Source organism: Paenibacillus zeirhizosphaerae (assembly GCF_030705605.1).
In the GTDB taxonomy this organism is placed as follows: Bacteria; Bacillota; Bacilli; order Paenibacillales; family Paenibacillaceae; genus Paenibacillus; species Paenibacillus zeirhizosphaerae.
Genome location: NZ_JAPCKK010000016.1, coordinates 479112 through 497281, shown reverse-complemented (window position 1 = coordinate 497281; position 18170 = coordinate 479112). Strand labels below are relative to the sequence as shown.

17 protein-coding genes are annotated in these 18170 nt (G+C 50.6%); all 17 read left to right on the top strand.

Going from position 1 to position 18170, the window contains the following annotated elements:
• Positions 1-22 precede the first annotated feature (22 nt).
• The gene (rnpM, locus tag OIN60_RS12020) at positions 23-331 is read left to right on the top strand and encodes an RNase P modulator RnpM (RefSeq protein WP_305755099.1); all 309 of its coding nucleotides are present in this window, start codon (positions 23-25) and stop codon (positions 329-331) included.
• Positions 324-647, top strand: coding sequence for a L7Ae/L30e/S12e/Gadd45 family ribosomal protein (locus tag OIN60_RS12015; RefSeq protein ID WP_305755536.1), 324 nt, complete (start codon positions 324-326; stop codon positions 645-647). Before rnpM ends, OIN60_RS12015 begins: the two co-directional genes overlap by 8 nt.
• Complete coding sequence (gene infB, locus OIN60_RS12010) at positions 640-3174, top strand: translation initiation factor IF-2 (RefSeq protein ID WP_305755098.1); 2535 nt, start codon at positions 640-642, stop codon at positions 3172-3174. Before OIN60_RS12015 ends, infB begins: the two co-directional genes overlap by 8 nt.
• Before the next feature lie 20 nt (positions 3175-3194).
• Positions 3195-3548, top strand: a complete 354-nt coding sequence (gene rbfA, locus OIN60_RS12005) for a 30S ribosome-binding factor RbfA (protein ID WP_305755097.1) — start codon at positions 3195-3197, stop codon at positions 3546-3548.
• Positions 3549-3570: 22 nt separating this feature from the next.
• A complete protein-coding gene (locus OIN60_RS12000) occupies positions 3571-4548 on the top strand; it encodes a DHH family phosphoesterase (protein ID WP_305755096.1) in 978 nt (325 codons plus the stop codon).
• A complete protein-coding gene (gene truB / locus OIN60_RS11995) occupies positions 4545-5471 on the top strand; it encodes a tRNA pseudouridine(55) synthase TruB (RefSeq protein WP_305755095.1) in 927 nt (308 codons plus the stop codon). The genes OIN60_RS12000 and truB overlap by 4 nt, the downstream gene beginning before the upstream one ends.
• Before the next feature lie 43 nt (positions 5472-5514).
• Positions 5515-6465, top strand: coding sequence for a bifunctional riboflavin kinase/FAD synthetase (locus OIN60_RS11990; protein WP_305755094.1), 951 nt, complete (start codon positions 5515-5517; stop codon positions 6463-6465).
• Between the two features lie 165 nt (positions 6466-6630).
• The gene (gene rpsO / locus OIN60_RS11985) at positions 6631-6900 is read left to right on the top strand and encodes a 30S ribosomal protein S15 (protein WP_305755093.1); all 270 of its coding nucleotides are present in this window, start codon (positions 6631-6633) and stop codon (positions 6898-6900) included.
• Between the two features lie 294 nt (positions 6901-7194).
• Positions 7195-9297 carry a polyribonucleotide nucleotidyltransferase gene (gene pnp / locus OIN60_RS11980; protein ID WP_305755092.1) on the top strand — a complete coding sequence of 701 codons (2103 nt, stop codon included), beginning with the start codon at positions 7195-7197 and terminating at the stop codon, positions 9295-9297.
• 157 nt (positions 9298-9454) lie between these two features.
• The gene (locus tag OIN60_RS11975) at positions 9455-10444 is read left to right on the top strand and encodes a polysaccharide deacetylase family protein (protein ID WP_305755091.1); all 990 of its coding nucleotides are present in this window, start codon (positions 9455-9457) and stop codon (positions 10442-10444) included.
• Between the two features lie 39 nt (positions 10445-10483).
• Entirely contained in the window at positions 10484-11794 is a 1311-nt protein-coding gene (locus OIN60_RS11970) for a M16 family metallopeptidase (RefSeq protein WP_370872472.1), read from the top strand.
• Positions 11772-12221 (top strand): dUTP diphosphatase, encoded by a 450-nt coding sequence (dut, locus tag OIN60_RS11965; RefSeq protein ID WP_305755089.1) that lies wholly within the window; start codon positions 11772-11774, stop codon positions 12219-12221. Before OIN60_RS11970 ends, dut begins: the two co-directional genes overlap by 23 nt.
• Before the next feature lie 137 nt (positions 12222-12358).
• Positions 12359-13258 carry a dipicolinate synthase subunit DpsA gene (gene dpsA / locus OIN60_RS11960; protein ID WP_305755088.1) on the top strand — a complete coding sequence of 300 codons (900 nt, stop codon included), beginning with the start codon at positions 12359-12361 and terminating at the stop codon, positions 13256-13258.
• Positions 13255-13851 (top strand): dipicolinate synthase subunit B, encoded by a 597-nt coding sequence (locus OIN60_RS11955; protein ID WP_305755087.1) that lies wholly within the window; start codon positions 13255-13257, stop codon positions 13849-13851. The genes dpsA and OIN60_RS11955 overlap by 4 nt, the downstream gene beginning before the upstream one ends.
• A gap of 200 nt (positions 13852-14051) precedes the next feature.
• Positions 14052-15269 (top strand): aspartate kinase, encoded by a 1218-nt coding sequence (gene dapG / locus OIN60_RS11950; RefSeq protein ID WP_305755086.1) that lies wholly within the window; start codon positions 14052-14054, stop codon positions 15267-15269.
• 29 nt (positions 15270-15298) lie between these two features.
• The gene (dapA, locus tag OIN60_RS11945) at positions 15299-16180 is read left to right on the top strand and encodes a 4-hydroxy-tetrahydrodipicolinate synthase (RefSeq protein WP_305755535.1); all 882 of its coding nucleotides are present in this window, start codon (positions 15299-15301) and stop codon (positions 16178-16180) included.
• A 263-nt stretch (positions 16181-16443) separates the two neighbouring features.
• On the top strand, positions 16444-18123 hold the full coding sequence (locus tag OIN60_RS11940) for a ribonuclease J (protein WP_305755085.1): 1680 nt from the start codon (positions 16444-16446) through the stop codon (positions 18121-18123).
• Positions 18124-18170: the final 47 nt, after the last annotated feature.

Sequence of the window (18170 nt, the reverse complement as noted above, 5' to 3'; positions counted from 1 at the left end):
GTAAGGTTAAGGGGGGAGTCGTATGAAACAGAGAAAGGTACCGCTGCGTAAATGCGTGGCTTGCCAGGAAATGATGCCGAAGAAGCAGCTTATCCGTATCGTCAAAACCCCTGAAGACGACATATTGATTGATCTGACCGGTAAAAAATCCGGCCGGGGGGCTTATTTATGCGGCAAGGACGCATGTTTTAAGCTGGCCCGTAAGAACAAAGCGTTGGACCGTGCTTTAAAGCATCAGGTAGATCCGGAAATCCATGATCAATTGGCGCGGGATTTCGCTGCCGCCGAGGAAGAATTCCTGGCGGCACAAGGCAGTGCAGATGATGAATAAGGCGCTGTCTAATATAGGCCTGGCTATGAGAGCAGGCAAACTTGTAACCGGTGATGAAATTGTCCTGAAGGCTGTGCGCTCTTCTGAAGCCAAGCTGGTCATCCTTGCGAAAGATGCCTCAGAAAATACTCAAAAGAAATTCCGCGATAAATGCGGATCCTACAACATTCCACTGCTGATAGGGTTTGACCGGGAGAGCTTGGGCAACAGTGTCGGCAAGGCCGAACGGGTCGTGCTGGCAGTAACGGATCAAGGGTTCGCGCAGATGATCTTGAAACATGCGGGGATTATGTCGGAGGTGGAGTATATTGAGTAAACAGGAAAACAAAGACAAACTGCGGGTTTATGAGTACGCCAAGTCATTGAATATGAGCAGTAAGGAAATTATTACGATTCTTAAAAGGCTTGACATTCCCGTTAACAATCATATGAGTGTCATGGAGAACGATGCCGTAGGCAAGGTTGAAAACTTTTTTAAGGACATCAAATCCAACGCCGCAAAGCAAAACGGGACAGGTACAGTTCAGGTCCATGCGCAGAAGACAGAGCAACCCAAAAATCAACAGGAAAAGCAGGTAAGTATGAATAATAAAACAAACAACCAAAACCAGAGCAGCACTAGCTCAAGACCGCAAAGCGGTCAAGATAACCGGAGAAGCGGCTCCGCTTCCGGCCAGGGTGGCCAGAATCGGAGCGGTGGACAACGACAAGGCCAAGGCCAAGGAAATACGAGCGGCGGCAATCGTCAGCAGGGCAGTTCCGCGCCGCGCCAGCAAAGCGGTGCAACGGCAGCTTCCCGTCCGCAAAACAGCGGACAGCAGCGTGATAGCGGAACTGCTGTCAGAACGGCCGAACGCAGCAGCAGCGGAGGACAAAATCGCAGTGGGCAGGGCAATCGCAGCGGCGGCAATAATAACAACCGTAACGGCAGTAATGGCAGTAGCGGCAAGCCGGGTGGCAACCGCTTTGACGACCGTTCCGGCGGGGGCCGTGGCAATAACGGACGCGGAGGTAACAACAGAGGCGGTAAATACAACAATAACCGCGGACGCGGAGGACAGCCGCAGGAACGTCGCGAGAAAATCGACAACACACCGAAGAAAATTATCGTTCGTGGTGAAATGACCGTCGGTGAAACGGCTAAGCTTCTCCACAAGGATGCTTCCGAAGTCATCAAAAAGCTCATTACGCTTGGCACGATGGCTACCATCAACCAGGAGCTGGACATGGACACGATTCTCCTGCTTGCAGGTGATTTCGGCGTGGAAGTTGAAGTGAAGATTCCAGTTGAAGAGGATCGTTTTGAAACAGTTGAGGAGAACGACGATCCGGAAAAGCTGACGACCCGTCCGCCGGTTGTTACGATCATGGGGCACGTCGACCACGGTAAAACAACACTGCTGGATGCAATCCGTTCCACGAACGTTACCGGCGGCGAAGCCGGGGGCATCACGCAGCATATCGGAGCTTACCAGGTAGAGATCAACGGTAAGAAGATTACGTTCCTGGATACGCCAGGCCACGAAGCATTTACAGCCATGCGTGCACGCGGCGCCCAGGTTACGGATATGACTATTATCGTTGTTGCAGCCGACGACGGCGTTATGCCGCAAACAGTGGAGGCCATCAACCATGCCAAAGCGGCAGGGTTGCCGATCATCGTAGCGGTGAATAAAATTGATAAGCCGGATGCTAATCCGGATAAAGTGAAACAAGAGCTCACAGAATATGAACTCGTTCCTGAAGAGTGGGGCGGCGATACGATCTTTGTCAATGTATCTGCTAAACAAAGAATGGGTCTGGAAGACCTGCTCGAAATGATTCTGCTGGTAGCTGAAGTGAATGAGTATAAAGCGAATCCTGACAAGCGCGCACGCGGAACCATCATCGAAGCAGAGCTTGACAAAGGCCGCGGCTCGGTGGCACGAATTCTCGTTCAGAACGGCACGCTGAAAGTTGGGGACGCGTTTGTTGCGGGTAACTGCTTCGGACGGGTACGGGCAATGGTCAACGATAAGGGCCGCCGCCTGAAAGAGGCTGGTCCTTCCACCCCAGTAGAAATTACTGGTTTGACAGAAGTACCTTTGGCGGGGGATCCGTTCATGGTATTTGAAGATGAGCGCAAAGCGCGCGCCATTGCTGACAAACGTGCGATCACACATCGTCAATCCGAGCTGGGCAGCAATACACGTGTGACCCTTGATGACCTGTTCCAGCACATTAAAGATGGCGAAATGAAAGATTTGAATGTCATTATTAAAGGTGACGTTCAAGGCTCTGTCGAAGCGCTGAAAGGCTCCCTGAACAAAATCGAAGTTGAGGGTGTACGCGTCAAGATCATTCACAGCAGTGTCGGTGCGATTAATGAGTCCGACATCATTCTGGCCGCGGCCTCGAATGCGATTGTTATCGGCTTTAACGTTCGTCCTGACAACCAAGCTAAGGCGACGGCTGAATCCGAGAAAGTGGATATCCGTTTGCACCGGGTCATCTACAACGTAATCGAAGAAATCGAGCAGGCTATGAAGGGCATGCTTGATCCGGTTTACAAAGAAAGCATTATCGGCCATGCTGAAGTGCGGAATGTGTTCAAGGTCAGCAAAGTCGGGACCATTGCCGGCAGTATGGTTACTTCCGGTAAAATTACCCGCTCAGCGGAAGCCCGCCTGATCCGCGATGGTATCGTAATTTTCGAGGGCAAAATTGATTCCTTGAAGCGGTATAAGGATGATGCCAAGGAAGTGGCGCAAGGCTACGAATGCGGTATTACCCTTGATGGCTATAATGACGTTAAAGAACTAGACGTCATTGAAGCGTTCGTCATGGAGACGGTGGAACGCTGAGGACAGAAAGGTGAGCTACAATGGCTAAAATACGAACAGGACGTGTCGGGGAACAAATCAAAAAGGAGCTGAGCCTGCTGATCCAGAGCGAGATGAAGGATCCGCGCATCGGTTTTGTTACCGTAACGGGTGTTGAAGTGACCAATGATTTGTCCCAGGCTAAAGTGTATTTAAGTGTTCTGGGGGACGAAGAGCAGAAGCAGGCCTCGCTCAAAGGGGTAGAAAAAGCTAATGGGTTTCTGCGCTCGGAGCTGGGCAAAAGGATTCGGCTCCGTCATGTGCCTGAATTGATTTTTAAAATTGACGAATCCATTGCATATGGCAGCCGCATCGAGAAGCTGCTCAATGATATCGGCAAAGAGGACCAACAATGAATTGAATGTAAAGGAGACGGCAATGCAGACTTATGAACAGGCGCTTCAGCAGGCAAAGAATTTCCTGCAGGAGCATGATGATTTCCTGGTCGTGTCGCATGTACAGCCGGACGGAGATGCAGTCAGCTCAACCTTAACGGTGGGCTGGCTTCTCTCATGTCTGGGCAAGAAATTCACGATGCTGAACGAAGGGCCGATCCCGCAGCGAATGAAATTTTTGTGGCATGCTGACGACATTGTGAATATGAGCCTTCAGCCATTGGACCGCAAGTACAGCCGGGTGATCTGTGTGGACTGTGCGGATTTTCGCCGCGTCGGGCTGACCGCGCAGTATTTTGAAGAAGAGGCACTTATTCTGAATATTGATCACCATCCGACAAACGATGGTTATGGCACCGTTAATGTCATCAAGCCCGACGCGGCTGCTACAGCCGAAATTTTGTTTGATCTGCTGGAGCTGTGCGGCGTAAACTGGAATGAAGAGATTGCAGCCTCAGTCTATACCGGTCTGTTGACCGATACGGGTGGCTTTCGTTATTCAAATACGTCACCGAAAGTCATGTCGATTGCTTCTGACTTGTTGTCTTATGGCGTGAATGGTCCAGATTTGTCGGAAAGGCTGCTCGAATGTATGTCACTGGCACAGGTTAAAATTTTGACACGGGCTTTGTCAACGCTTGAGATGACAGCGGATGGGAAAATTGCCTGGGTAACCGTTCGACCGGAGGATATGACGGCAGCAGGGGCGGATAATGAGGACCTCGAAGGGATTGTAAATTATCCGCGCAACATACAGGGCGTGGAAGTGGGCATTTTATTTAAGGTGATTGACGGACAAGCGGTCAAAGCCAGTCTGCGCTCTGCGGGCAGGATCGATGTGGCCGCTCTTGCCCAGTCCTTCGAAGGCGGAGGGCATGTGCGGGCCGCCGGCTGCCGGTTGGAAGGCACGGTTGAGGAAGTCATAGAGCGGGTTGTGAACCGGGTCAAGGAGCTGCTATGAAAAAAACGTGGGAAGGGATATTACCGGTATACAAGCCTGCCGGTTTCACATCCCATGATGTAGTTGCCAAAACACGCCGTCTGCTGGGGATGAAACGGATTGGTCACACAGGCACGCTGGACCCGCAGGTTACCGGCGTACTTCCGCTATGTCTGGGGAGAGCGACCCGGGTTGTAGAATACCTGCAGGAGCGACCGAAGGAATACCATGCCACACTACGTCTTGGGATTTCTACGGATACGGAAGATATGACGGGCAAGGTTGTGGAGGAAGCCGATGCGCAGGCGGTGACCGAGGAAGAGGCAGTAGCGGTGCTGCAGCATTTTACCGGCGTAATCAGTCAAGTGCCCCCAATGTACTCGGCAGTGAAGGTTGAGGGCAAACGGCTGTACGAGCTCGCTCGTGAAGGGAAGACCGTGGAACGCAAAAGCCGGGAAGTCACCATTTACGAGCTGGAAATAAACGGATTTTCCAAAACGGGTACATATACGGATGTATCGTTTCGTGTTCTGTGCTCCAAAGGTACCTACATCCGAACCCTGTGTGTGGATATCGGACGCGAACTCGGTTATCCGTCCACCATGGTTCGTCTCGAGCGGACGATGTCCGCCGGCATAACAGCAGACCGATGCTTGACGTTCGAGGAAATCGAGCGCCATGTGGCGGATGCTTCGCTTGGGGAATATCTGATTTCGGTAGACCAGGCGGTTTCTTTTATGCCTGCTCATACGGTTGTGAATGAAAGGACAGCAGCGGCCCTGCAAGGGCAGCGCTTGTCCCCACAGGCCGTGGTGCCGCTGGTGGATCATAATTTACCGATCCGGCTTTATCGGGAAGATGGCCAGTTTCTTGGCATCTTTGGCCGTGAGCCGGAGTCGCATGCCGTGGCAGCCATCAAAGTGTTTCTTCCTGAGCAAGAATAGAAGGTATTCCGAAACAATATCTAGGAATTGCAGGTGAAAGAGAATGATAACTGTATCGTTGTCGTACCCGCCGACAGGTGATGTTCTGCTGCAGCACGCCCGCCCGCAGGTGATGGCTATGGGGCAGTTCGACGGTCTTCATATGGGCCACCAAAGTGTGATCCGCACGGCAGCTTCACTTGCCGAGAGCCGACAGTGCCCGGTATCGGTCATGACCTTTCATCCTCATCCCAAAGAAGTCATGAAGAAGGGTGATTATGAAGGCTATCTGACTCCGGTTGCCGAGAAAAAGGCTCTGCTTGAGTCGATGGGTGTCGACGTGCTGTATATTATGGAGTTTAATGATGCTTTTTCACGTGTAACCCCGCAGCAGTTTGTGGATCATGTGCTTTTTTCGCTTCAAGTCCAGACGGCGGTTGTCGGCTTTGATTTTCGTTTTGGCCACCGGGGCGAAGGGGATGAGGGCATGCTGCGGGAGCTGGGCGGCGAACGAATGAATGTAGAGACGGTGCCCCCGTTTCAATTAAACGGGGAAAAAGTAAGCAGCTCGGGAATCCGTAATGCGCTGCGCGAAGGCGATCTTGCCCGTGCCTTGGACTGGCTCGGACGCCCGTACAGGCTGCGGGGAATCGTCAGCGATGGAGAAAAAAGGGGACGGACGATCGGGTTTCCGACCGCCAACCTCCGGCTGCATGATAATTATGTCGTTCCTATGAAGGGCGTATACGCGGTCCGGGCCGTTGTGGAAGATCAACTCCTGAACGGTGTCATGAACGTTGGTGTTAAACCGACGTTTCATGAAGGAGAGCTGAAGCCGTCGTTTGAGGTGCATCTGTTCGATTTTGACAGGCAGATATATGGTGAAATGATGACTGTGGAGCTGTGTCACTTTATCCGGCCTGAGCGGAAGTTCAGCGGGGTGCAGGAGCTTGTGGCTCAAATCCGGAATGATGCGGATACGGCAAGCCAGTTGCTCTCATCCTCCAGACTATAAACATAGCTGCTTTTAAGTAAGAAAATAACAGCAAAGATTTACAATGGACAATCTGCTGTGTTATACTAATGTACGTTGCTCATGCAGCAAGAACCTTGGCTTGGTTTCACGCTCTCACCGGCGGTTACTAGGCTGATGGCGATTATAATGAAGGAGGTGAACAGAATGGCATTGACTCAAGAGCGCAAACAACAGTTGATTGACGAATACAAAACTCACGAATCTGATACTGGATCCGCAGAGGTACAAATCGCAATCCTGACTGAGAACATCGTTAACTTGCAAAGCCACTTTCGTTCGCATAAGAAAGACCATCACTCCCGCCGCGGGCTGTTGAAGATGGTTGGTCAGCGTCGTAAGCTTTTGGCTTACCTGAAGAAAACCGATGTAAAACGTTACAGTGCACTGATCGAAAGACTCGGACTGCGCCGTTAATTTTACATGTAAGGCGAAAAAGAACCTGGTTGTTCACCGCATGTCCCTGAAAAGGCGACGGCGGACAGCAGCCAGGTTATTTTCTTAGTTCTCGGGTTTCTAGATCTACGGGAAGCCGCACCAGCCATGCCGTTTTTCTAGATGATAGAATACATACGTTTTCTGCGAAGCTGAACAATTCTATCATCGCAGGATAAGCTTCCACTGATGGAGGTCTTATGAATCGGCTTGAAGCAGGAAATACTGTTTTTACGCAGAACAAGAACATACAGGTGTAAAGAATGGAGGGATACCATGGAACAACGTGTAGAAATGCAGCTTGGCGGCAGACAGCTCGTACTGGAAACGGGACGACTGGCGAAACAGGCCAATGCGGCGGTAATGGTTCGGTACGGCGATACCGCAGTGCTTTGTACGGTAACAGCATCAAGTGAACCGAAGGATTTAGACTTTTTTCCGCTGACCGTCAATTACGAGGAAAGATTATATGCTGTGGGTAAAATCCCGGGGGGATTTATCAAGCGAGAAGGAAGACCAAGCGAGAAGGCGATTCTGGCCAGCCGCTTGACGGACCGCCCGATCCGGCCACTGTTTCCGGAAGGCTTCCGCAATGATGTTCAGGTACTGAACCTGGTGATGAGTGTTGACCAAGACTGTGAGCCTCAGATCGCAGCCATGATCGGCACCTCGGCAGCGCTCAGCATTTCGGATGTACCGTTTAACGGTCCGATCGGCGGTGTTGCAGTTGGCCGGGTAGACGGTCAATTCATTATTAATCCTACCATTGAACAGCAGGAAGTCAGCGATTTGTACCTGGTTGTAGCGGGCACAAGAGATGCGATTATGATGGTGGAAGCCGAAGCGAACGAGATTCCCGAGGACACGATACTGGAGGCCATCATGTTTGGACATGATGAAATCAAGAATATCGTTACGTCGATTGAGGAACTGGTGAAGATTGCTGGCAAGGAAAAAATGCAGGTGAAGCTGCATGCTGTGAACGAGACGGTTAACCAAGAGGTTCGTGATTATGCTGGAGCTCGTTTGGTGGAAGCGGTAAAAATCGAAGAGAAGCATGCACGCCAGAACGCAATCGATGTGATCAACGAAGAGACGGTTGCTTATTTTGAAGAGAAGTACATCGATACACCTGCACTGCTGAAGGATGTCAACGAAGTGCTGTACGACATCGTTAAGGAAGAAGTGCGTCGTCTGATTACGCATGACAAGGTCCGTCCTGACGGCCGTAAGCTGGATGAAATCCGTCCGATCGAAAGTGATACAGGCCTCCTGCCGCGGACTCACGGTTCAGGTTTGTTTACGCGTGGCCAGACACAGGCGCTGAGCGTTTGTACGCTGGGAGCCCTTGGTGATGTTCAAATCCTGGACGGCATTTCTCTGGAAGAATCGAAGCGTTTTATGCATCATTACAACTTCCCGCCTTTCAGCGTGGGTGAGGCGCGTCCTTTGCGTGCTCCCGGCAGACGTGAAATTGGACATGGTGCCCTCGGCGAGCGTGCATTAGCCAAAGTCATTCCGTCGGAATCCGAGTTCCCTTACACAATCCGCCTTGTATCCGAGGTGATTGAATCCAATGGGTCTACGTCACAAGCAAGCATTTGTGCCAGCACATTGGCTCTAATGGACGCAGGCGTTCCGATCAAAGCGCCGGTTGCGGGTGTTGCTATGGGATTGATCAAGGACAATGAACATGTATCCATTTTGACGGATATCCAGGGCATGGAGGATCATCTTGGAGATATGGACTTTAAAGTAGCCGGTACCGCTGAAGGCGTAACCGCTATTCAGATGGACATTAAGATCGACGGTATTGACCGTGAAATCCTGCAAGACGCTCTGACCCAAGCCAAAGAAGGACGTATGTTCATTCTGAATAAAATGATGGAAGCGATCAAAGTGCCAAGAGAGCAGCTCTCTCCTTATGCGCCGAAAATCATTACCATGTATATCAATCCGGATAAAATCCGTGATGTCATCGGTGCAGGCGGCAAGATCATTAACAAGATCATTGAAGAAACCGGTGTAAAAATTGATATCGAGCAGGACGGACGTGTATTTATCGCTTCCTCCAACCAGGAAATGAACGAGAAAGCACGCTCTATTATTGAGGGTATCGTAAAAGAAGTTGTGGTAGGCGAAATCTATATCGGAACTGTTAGACGTATCGAAAAATTTGGTGCGTTCGTTGAAATTTTGCCTGGCAAAGACGGACTGGTTCATATTTCCCAGTTGTCTACCGATCGGGTCGGCAAAGTAGAAGATGTTGTGGCAATCGGCGATACGATTACGGTTAAAGTTACCGAAATAGATCAGCAGGGCCGTGTCAATCTGTCCCGTAAAGCCGTATTGACTGCTGAGCAGCAGCCTGCCGAGTAGTTGTAACAATCATACCAATCAATGATCCGTAAAAGAGACAGAGTAATTTTCTGGCTCTTTTTTTCATGTCATAAGTTTTCCAGCTAGTATGCATAGAGGCATAAAACCTGTCCGGAGCTCATAGGATGTGGACAAACGCGCTGGAAGGATGAATTGAATGAAAAAGGCGAAAATAGCCGCCGCTGCCGTAGTGAGTGCTGCCCTGGTTCTATTCATTGGCCAAGTCGGCGGCATTCGTGATTATGTCCAAGAGGTGCGCAATCAGGGGAAAGGAGTGGCCGTACTAGATGTGTTGGGACCTGCCCCCGCTAGCGACCAGCTTATAGAGAAGATACAGATGGAAGCCGACCGGCGTAAGCAGGCTCCGGTTGACGCGAAGGTTGACCCTGTCTGGAAGGCGATTCCAGGATATAATGGACTCGAGGTGGATATCGACGCTACCTATCTGAAGGCGGCAGCCAGTCCGGATGCCCCTGTACAATACATACATAAACAAATTTCGCCGCGGGTATCGCTTGATGATTTGGGGAATTATCCGATTTATCGCGGCAATCCGTCCAAACCGATGGCCGCAATCATGATTAATGTAGCCTGGGGTAATGAATACATAGTTCCTATGCTCGATACCTTGGATCGTGAACACGTCAAGGCCACTTTTTTTCTGGATGGAAGCTGGCTGAAGAAAAATTCAGATCTCGCCAAGGAAATCCAGAAGAGAGGGCATGAAATTTCGAACCATGCTTATTCCCATCCGCATATGAGCCAGCTCAGCAGGGAACGTGCGACGCAGGAAATCTCGAAAACGGAAGCTCTGCTGAAGGAAACACTGGGTGTCCGGAACAAGTGGTTTGCCCCGCCTTCCGGAGACTATGATCAGGGAACCGTCGAAATTGCGGCAGGTCTGGGGTTGAAGACTATTCTATGGACACTGGACACGGTGGATTGGAAAAAACCGGAGCCGTTATCCATTGTACGAAAAATTGAGGCCGATGTAGAACCGGGCTCACTTATTCTGATGCACCCAACCCGGTCTTCAGCTTTGGCATTGGCGGATATGATTAAGGCTGTACGCAGCAAAGGACTGGTACTCGGAACCGTAAGCCAGACATTGTCGCCGGAGCGGATCATTGAGGGAGCGGTTGAGTAGTCTTTATTTTTCTGTTACGATGAGACATTATGGCGTCAGATGCATAACGGCATAGGTAAGTTTAAGTTTAAGGGGGCCAACCTAGTGAAACAAATCAAGCTGAACAACGGCCTTAGAGTGGTCATGGAAAAAATCCCGAACGTACGCTCTGTTTCCTTCGGGATCTGGGTCAAGACCGGATCGCGGCATGAAAATGAAGCAAGCAGCGGGATCTCTCATTTTATTGAGCATATGCTTTTTAAAGGCACAGAGCGGTTCAGCGCAAAAGATATTGCTGAGGAGTTTGATGCCATCGGCGGCAACGTCAATGCTTTCACATCCAAGGAATATACGTGCTACTATGCAAAGGTGCTTGACGAGCATTTGCCAATTGCGGTAGATATGCTGTCAGATATGTTTTTTAATTCCAAGCTGGACCCGGAGGAGCTGGCGCGCGAGAAAAATGTCATCCTTGAGGAGATATCCATGTATGAGGATACGCCTGATGACATGGTGCATGATCTGGTATCGCGAGCGGCATACGGGAGCCATCCGCTGGCCTATCCGATTCTGGGTTCGGAGGAACGCCTGTTGGCGATGGACAGCGATCTTCTTCGCAGCTACATGAAGGAGCATTACACGGTTGAAAACACAGTAATCAGTCTGGCCGGCAATATTGAGGATAGCGTAGTTGAACTGCTGGAAAAACACTTTGGCCACTTTAATGATCACGGTCAGTCTTCCAATCTGGAAATCCCTTCCTTTACGGGACAGATGTTATTTCATGAGAAGAGCACGGAGCAAAATCATATCTGCATGTCGTTTCCGGGTTGCTCGACAGGAGAGAAGCTGCAATATGCCATGATTTTGCTGAATAATGCGCTTGGCGGCGGCATGAGCTCCCGGCTGTTTCAGGAGATCCGTGAAAAACGAGGGCTTGCGTATTCCGTATACTCCTATCACAGCTCCCATGCGGATAGCGGCATGCTGACCATCTATGCGGGGACGGCTCCGAAGCAAACCAAGGATGTGCTTGAGCTGACCCAGGAGCTGCTGCGTGATGTTGCGGTGAACGGGCTGACACCCACAGAGCTCGCCAAAGGCAAGGAACAGCTTAAAGGAAGCCTTATCTTGAGCCTGGAGAGTACGGGCAGCCGGATGAACAGAAACGGAAAGAATGAGCTGATGCTCGGTCGGCATTATACGCTGGATGAGATGATACAAAATATTGAGCAGGTAACGATGGACGATGTGCAGGCTGTGCTGGATCGCATGTTCGCCGAGCCTTTCGCCGTTGCTATGGTCGGATCTTCGGACGCGGCAGTTACAGGATTGAGGAGGGACCAATTTGCCTTATTACGTGGAAATTAACAAACTGGCCGGTAACGAAGACATCGCATTGCCCCGCAGAATGTCGGAATTGGCTTCCGGATTCGATTTGTACGCGGCAGTAACGGAGGATGTCGTACTTGAGCCAGGTAAACGCTGTCTCATTCCGACCGGCTTTGCGCTCGCCATGCCTGCCGGGCTGGAGGCTCAGATTCGCCCCCGTAGCGGGCTTGCTTTCAAGCACGGGATTACGTGCCTGAACACTCCCGGAACAATTGATGCCGACTACCGCGGCGAAGTTAAGGTGCTGCTTATTAATTTGGGAGAGGAGCCCTTTACGATCGTGCGGAACGAACGGATTGCCCAAATGATCTTCCAGGAGGTGCCTCAGGTCGAACTGAAGCAGGTCGAAGTTCTATCTGAAACGGTTCGCGGCTCGGGAGGCTTTGGACATACAGGCACGAACTAGACTTAGTAAGCCATGATACGATATCCAAGTTAGAGAGAGCCGCCCGCCGTGGGCGGCTTTTTTGCCGTCACTTTCACCCTTTCCGGGTATATGCATACAATGAACCATACCGTATCTGGGAAAGGAGTGAACACCAGATGCTGACAGGAATTCGGGTCTTGGTTATTGGCGGAGATGCACGGCAACTGGAAGTGATGAGGAAATGTGCCGCCTTGGATGCTTCAGTACATGCCGTGGGGTTCGACCGTCTTTCGGAGAAGATACCCGGTGTGACGCTGGCACCGCTAAGAGAAGAACTTCTGGAATCAGCGGATGCTCTTATACTACCTGTCGTTGGCTGTGACGAGAATGGAGCGGTAAGTGCCACATTTGCCGAAGCATCGCTGCAGCTACTGGAAGAGCATGTTTCTGTGCTTCCGGGGCACTGTACAATTTACACCGGTATGGCGAAGCCGTATTTGCGTGAGTTAAGCGCCAAATACGGTCTGAAGCTGGTTGAGCTTCTGGATCGGGACGATGTTGCCATTTACAACTCGATCCCTACTGCCGAAGGGGCCATCATGATGGCGATTCAGCATACAGAAATTACAATTCACCAGTCGAAATGTATCGTGCTCGGTATGGGGCGTACCGGTTTTACATTGGCTAAAACACTCCAGGGTATGGGGGCTGACGTGAAGGTCGGAATCCGCTGGAAGGATGAAGGGGCGCGTGCTGCTGTGATGGGCTGGAAGCCTTTTGCGACAAAGTATCTGGCGGATGAGGTGGGCGGTATCGACTTGCTTTTTAATACGATACCCTCTATGATTATCACAGCGCAAATCCTGTCCCGAATGCCTAGGAGTGCCGTTATCATTGACTTGGCCTCTGCTCCCGGCGGCTGTGATTTCTCAAGTGCGGAGAAGATTGGAATTAAGGCATTTCTAGCACCTGGACTTCCCGGCATCGTAGCTCCCAAAACCGCAGGCCTGATCATGGCTGACGCGTTGGTTCAGCAGCTTTTGGAAGATAATCCGAACCGGGAGGAAGGCGTATGAACTGGAGGGGCAAAACAGTAGGTTATGCGATCACGGGATCACACTGTACCTTTGAGGAAGTGATGCCTGTCATTCAGCGTTTTATGGATGAGGGTGCACGGGTAATCCCGATTATATCGAGCTCGGTACAGACGACGGATACACGTTTCGGCACCTCGCAAAGTTGGCAAAAACAGTTGAAAGATATAACAGGGAATGATATTATTTCTACAATTGTTGAGGCTGAACCGCTTGGCCCATCACGTTTGCTGGATGTGCTCGTTATCGCTCCATGCACAGGTAATACGACCAGCAAGCTGGCGAATGCCATGACGGACAGTCCGGTACTGATGGCGGCGAAAGCACAGTTGCGGAACAGCCGTCCGTTGGTGCTGGCCATTTCGACCAATGACGGTCTTGGATTTAATGCAGCCAATATCGCGAAGCTGCTTGTAGCCAAATCCGTTTATTTTGTGCCGTTCGGACAGGACAATCCAGAGCAGAAGCCTAATTCGCTTGTCGCTCAGATGGAGCTTATTCCTGAGACCTGCTATGCAGCCTTGGAGGGCAGACAGCTCCAACCTATGATCATTCAGCGATATCATACCGTGTAATTGCCTGTCGGGCCTCCGGCTGCTGATGCAGCCCGGGGGCTTTCAGAATATATGGTATGTCAAACTGAACGGATCACTGCAGTATGGAAGCGAAGAAATATAACATGCAATACTTGATGGTTTGGCAGGAATCAATGCTGCTTTGGAGTTTGGTCGGAGACAAAGCAAGTTCCTGAGGTGTACACGGTGGAGGAGAAATCATGGGGATTTTAGTACAAAAATATGGGGGCACTTCGCTCTCCACATCAGAGGCCAGACGTTTGGTTATCGGTCATATCAAGAGGGAGCTGGATAATCAATTTCAGCTTGTGGTAGTTGTATCGGCAATGGGCCGCAAGGGTGAGCCGTACGCGACGGATACGCTGCTCGATTGGGCAGCAAGCAATGGAGACAGTTTGCCTGAGCGTGAACGGGATTTGCTGATGTGTTGCGGAGAGATTATTTCTGCAGCTACGCTCTGCGGTCTGCTGGAGAAGGAAGGGATTCCGGCAACAGTGTTGACCGGAGCACAAGCGGGTTTTGTAACCGATAACCAGTTTGGGAATGCGAGAATTCTGGATATCAAGCCTGAACGCATTCTGGAAGAGCTTGGGCGGGACCGGGTTGTTATTGTAACCGGTTTTCAGGGTCAGACGGAGAATGGGGATTTCACGACCCTTGGCAGAGGCGGCAGCGACACATCGGCTACTGCATTGGGGGCCGCTCTGCATGCCGAAATGGTCGATATTTATACGGATGTTAACGGAATTTTAACCGCGGATCCAAGAATTGTGGAAGATGCCAAACCGCTTACTTATGTCAGCTACACCGAAATTTGCAATATGGCCCACCACGGAGCGAAAGTCATTCACCCGCGCGCTGTGGAAATCGCTATGCAGGCCAATGTCCCGGTTCGAGTTCGTTCGACATTTTCTGATAATGAAGGAACCTTGGTTACCCATCCGGAAGGCTTCAAGGATGTTCAGTCCGGCGTGGTCGATCGCTACGTAACTGGCATCGCTTACGTTGGGCATGTAACACAGATTACCGTAGATTCGGAACAAGCGAACAATCAGCTTCAGCTAAAGGTATTCAAGGCGATGGCTGCGAACGGGATCAGTGTGGATTTTATTAACGTGACGCCAACAGGCGCAGTATATACAGTCAGTGACAGAGAAGGAGCCAAAGCGGTTAAAGTACTGCAGGAAATGGACCTGGAGCCCCGAATTGTTGCAGGTTGTGCAAAGGTATCGGTGATCGGGGGCGGTATCAATGGCGTACCCGGTATTATGGCGACGATCGTTGAGGCTTTAGCGGAGGCGGATATTCAGATTCTGCAGTCTGCCGATTCCAACACAACCATTTGGGTATTGGTCCAAAAGGATGATATGGTGCAGGCGCTGCGTGCGCTTCATACCAAATTCGAGCTTCACCGTTAACCGGGCATAGAGCTAAGAAAGGAGGCAGCATCGTGGATTTTGGAAGATTGATAACAGCGATGATTACACCATTCAATGAGCAGGGTGAGATCAATTGGGATGCCGCATCCGATTTGATCAATTATTTGATAGAGGAGCAGAAATCCGATACTCTCGTTGTATCGGGGACGACTGGAGAATCTCCGACCCTCAGCGATGAGGAGAAAATCAAATTGTTTTCCTTCGCGGTAGAAAAAGCGGCAGGACGCTGTAAAATTATTGCGGGAACGGGCAGCAACAATACACGCCATTCCATTCATTTAACCAAGGAGGCTGAACGAGCGGGCGTGGACGGCGTTCTGCTTGTCGTTCCTTATTACAACAAGCCGAATCAGGAGGGGATGTACAGGCACTTCGAGGCAATCGCCCGGTCCACTTCGCTTCCAGTCATGCTGTATAATGTCCCAGGAAGAACGGTTGTGGGTCTTACAGCAGAGACCACGCTGCGTCTGGCGCAGATTGATAACATCGTAGCAACCAAGGAATGCGCTTCACTGGAGCAGGTCACGCAGATTGCGGCGGCTGCACCAGACGGTTTTAAAGTGTATTCCGGTGACGATTCTTCGGCGCTTCCCGCCATGGCTGTCGGCGCATACGGGATTGTCAGCGTTGCAAGCCATGTTATCGGAGCCGAAATGAAGCAGATGATTGAGGCATTTACGAAGGGTCAGCCTGATCGGGCAGCCTCTCTGCATCAGTCGTTGTTTCCCGTGTTTAAAGGCTTGTTTGAGTGCCCTCATCCGGTTCCGAACCCTGTAGCCGTGAAATATGCATTGGAGCTGAAAGGAATTACTGCGGGTCCTGTCCGTTTGCCCCTAGTGGCACCAACAGAGCAGGAGGAAGACTTTATTCGCTCCCTGTTTGAAAAGTAAATTATAGGATATGACAAAAGCGTTCCGAGGCGGGACGCTTTTTTTGTGTTTTTGGGAATGGGTGAAGAAAGAAGTGAAAGAACACTATGCCGTTCATGGTTTTCTGGAAAACGGGAAACCTATCTTCTAAAGAAGAGGGCGACTTGTGTTTTCGCTTTTTAATCATGTATAATGAGGTCAAGTGACTGGGTGCGGTATTTTTTTGAAAAATAAATAACAAATTAAGGTACGACGTCCAACTACCATAGGAGGTTTAGATTCATTTGTCTAAAAAAGCTAACAACGATAAATTGATGATTTTCGCTTTGGGCGGCGTCGGAGAGATCGGGAAAAATATGTATGTCATCCAATATGCCAACGACATTGTTGTCGTGGATTCGGGACTGAAATTTCCTGAGGAAGATATGCTCGGCATCGATATTGTAATCCCTGATATTTCCTACCTTACGGAGAACCGTGACAAAGTGAGAGGAATTGTGCTGACACATGGCCATGAAGACCATATTGGTGGACTTCCGTATGTGCTCAAGCACCTGAATGTTCCGGTTTATGGGACAAAGCTGACTTTGGGGCTTGTCGAAAATAAGCTGAAGGAAGCGAATTTGCTCGGAGAGACGAAGCGGATCATGATTAACGCCGACTCCGAGATCAAATTGGGTTCGACCCTGAAAGTGTCATTTTTTAGTACAAATCACAGTATTCCGGATTCGGTCGGTGTTTGCATCGATACACCAGAAGGTGCTGTTGTTCATACGGGCGACTTCAAGTTTGACCATACTCCAGTCAATGGTCAATATGCGGATTTGCAGCGGATGGCTGAGATTGGGAGCAGGGGCGTGCTAGCGCTGTTATCGGACAGCACCAATGCTGAGAAGCCCGGCTTCACACCTTCGGAAAAAAGTGTAGGTATCGTGCTTGAGGATATCTTCCGTAAATCTCGCCAACGGGTCGTAGTTGCAACCTTCGCTTCCAATGTGCACCGGATTCAGCAGGTGATCAATGCTGCCGAGAAGACAGGACGCAAGGTGGCTGTGATCGGGCGAAGCATGGTTAACGTAGTCGGTATTGCCCATGATCTTGGATATCTCGAAATTCCAGACGGCATGCTGATTGAGCCGGAGGAAGTAGGCAAAATGGCTGCTGACCGGGTCGTTATCCTGTGTACCGGCAGCCAGGGAGAGCCCATGTCGGCGCTGACGCGCATGGCTCGCTCGACTCACCGCAAGGTGGATATTCTGCCTGGAGATACCGTGATCATTGCGGCAACGCCTGTACCGGGCAACGAGAAATATGTCGGCCGCACGATTGACGAATTGTTCCGTCTAGGTGCGGAAGTTTATTACAGCGGCGCAAATTCTGGCGTACACGTGTCTGGACATGGTAGCCAGGAAGAACTCAAGCTGATGCTCAACCTGATGAAACCGGAATTTTTCATTCCCATCCACGGTGAATACAGAATGCAGCGCAGACATGCCTTGCTGGCCGAGTCTGTTGGTGTTGAGCATGACAACATTTTCATTACCGATATCGGTGAGGTTATCGAGATTCAGAATGGTGCTGCGCGTAAAGCGGGTAAAGTTACGGCAGGCAACGTACTGATCGACGGATTAGGTGTCGGAGACGTAGGCAACATTGTTCTGCGTGATCGGAAGCTTCTGTCGCAGGACGGAATTCTGGTGGTGGTGGTTACGCTTAGCAAGCAGGATGGGACAATCGTATCCGGTCCTGATATCATCTCCCGCGGTTTTGTATATGTCCGCGAGTCGGAAGGACTGTTAGATGAAGCCAACCGCATCGTATCCAGTACTTTACAGAAACTGATGAGCGAGAATGTGAATGAGTGGGCTTCACTTAAAACCAATGTCAAAGATGCGCTGGGTCGTTTCCTGTATGAGCAGACCCGCCGCAGACCGATGATTTTGCCGATTATTATGGAAGTGTAAACTTATAGTTGAATAAGGCACACAGTCGCCTCCTCTACGCCGGAAAT

Bases quoted from the DNA above. Each gene is read 5' to 3' on its own strand.
- rnpM (WP_305755099.1), top strand. From the start codon at position 23: ATGAAACAGAGAAAGGTACCGCTGCGTAAATGCGTGGCTTGCCAGGAA.
- OIN60_RS12015 (WP_305755536.1), top strand. From the start codon at position 324: ATGAATAAGGCGCTGTCTAATATAGGCCTGGCTATGAGAGCAGGCAAA.
- rbfA (WP_305755097.1), top strand. From the start codon at position 3,195: ATGGCTAAAATACGAACAGGACGTGTCGGGGAACAAATCAAAAAGGAG.
- OIN60_RS12000 (WP_305755096.1), top strand. From the start codon at position 3,571: ATGCAGACTTATGAACAGGCGCTTCAGCAGGCAAAGAATTTCCTGCAG.
- truB (WP_305755095.1), top strand. From the start codon at position 4,545: ATGAAAAAAACGTGGGAAGGGATATTACCGGTATACAAGCCTGCCGGT.
- OIN60_RS11990 (WP_305755094.1), top strand. From the start codon at position 5,515: ATGATAACTGTATCGTTGTCGTACCCGCCGACAGGTGATGTTCTGCTG.
- rpsO (WP_305755093.1), top strand. From the start codon at position 6,631: ATGGCATTGACTCAAGAGCGCAAACAACAGTTGATTGACGAATACAAA.
- pnp (WP_305755092.1), top strand. From the start codon at position 7,195: ATGGAACAACGTGTAGAAATGCAGCTTGGCGGCAGACAGCTCGTACTG.
- OIN60_RS11975 (WP_305755091.1), top strand. From the start codon at position 9,455: ATGAAAAAGGCGAAAATAGCCGCCGCTGCCGTAGTGAGTGCTGCCCTG.
- OIN60_RS11970 (WP_370872472.1), top strand. From the start codon at position 10,484: ATGCATAACGGCATAGGTAAGTTTAAGTTTAAGGGGGCCAACCTAGTG.
- dpsA (WP_305755088.1), top strand. From the start codon at position 12,359: ATGCTGACAGGAATTCGGGTCTTGGTTATTGGCGGAGATGCACGGCAA.
- OIN60_RS11955 (WP_305755087.1), top strand. From the start codon at position 13,255: ATGAACTGGAGGGGCAAAACAGTAGGTTATGCGATCACGGGATCACAC.
- dapG (WP_305755086.1), top strand. From the start codon at position 14,052: ATGGGGATTTTAGTACAAAAATATGGGGGCACTTCGCTCTCCACATCA.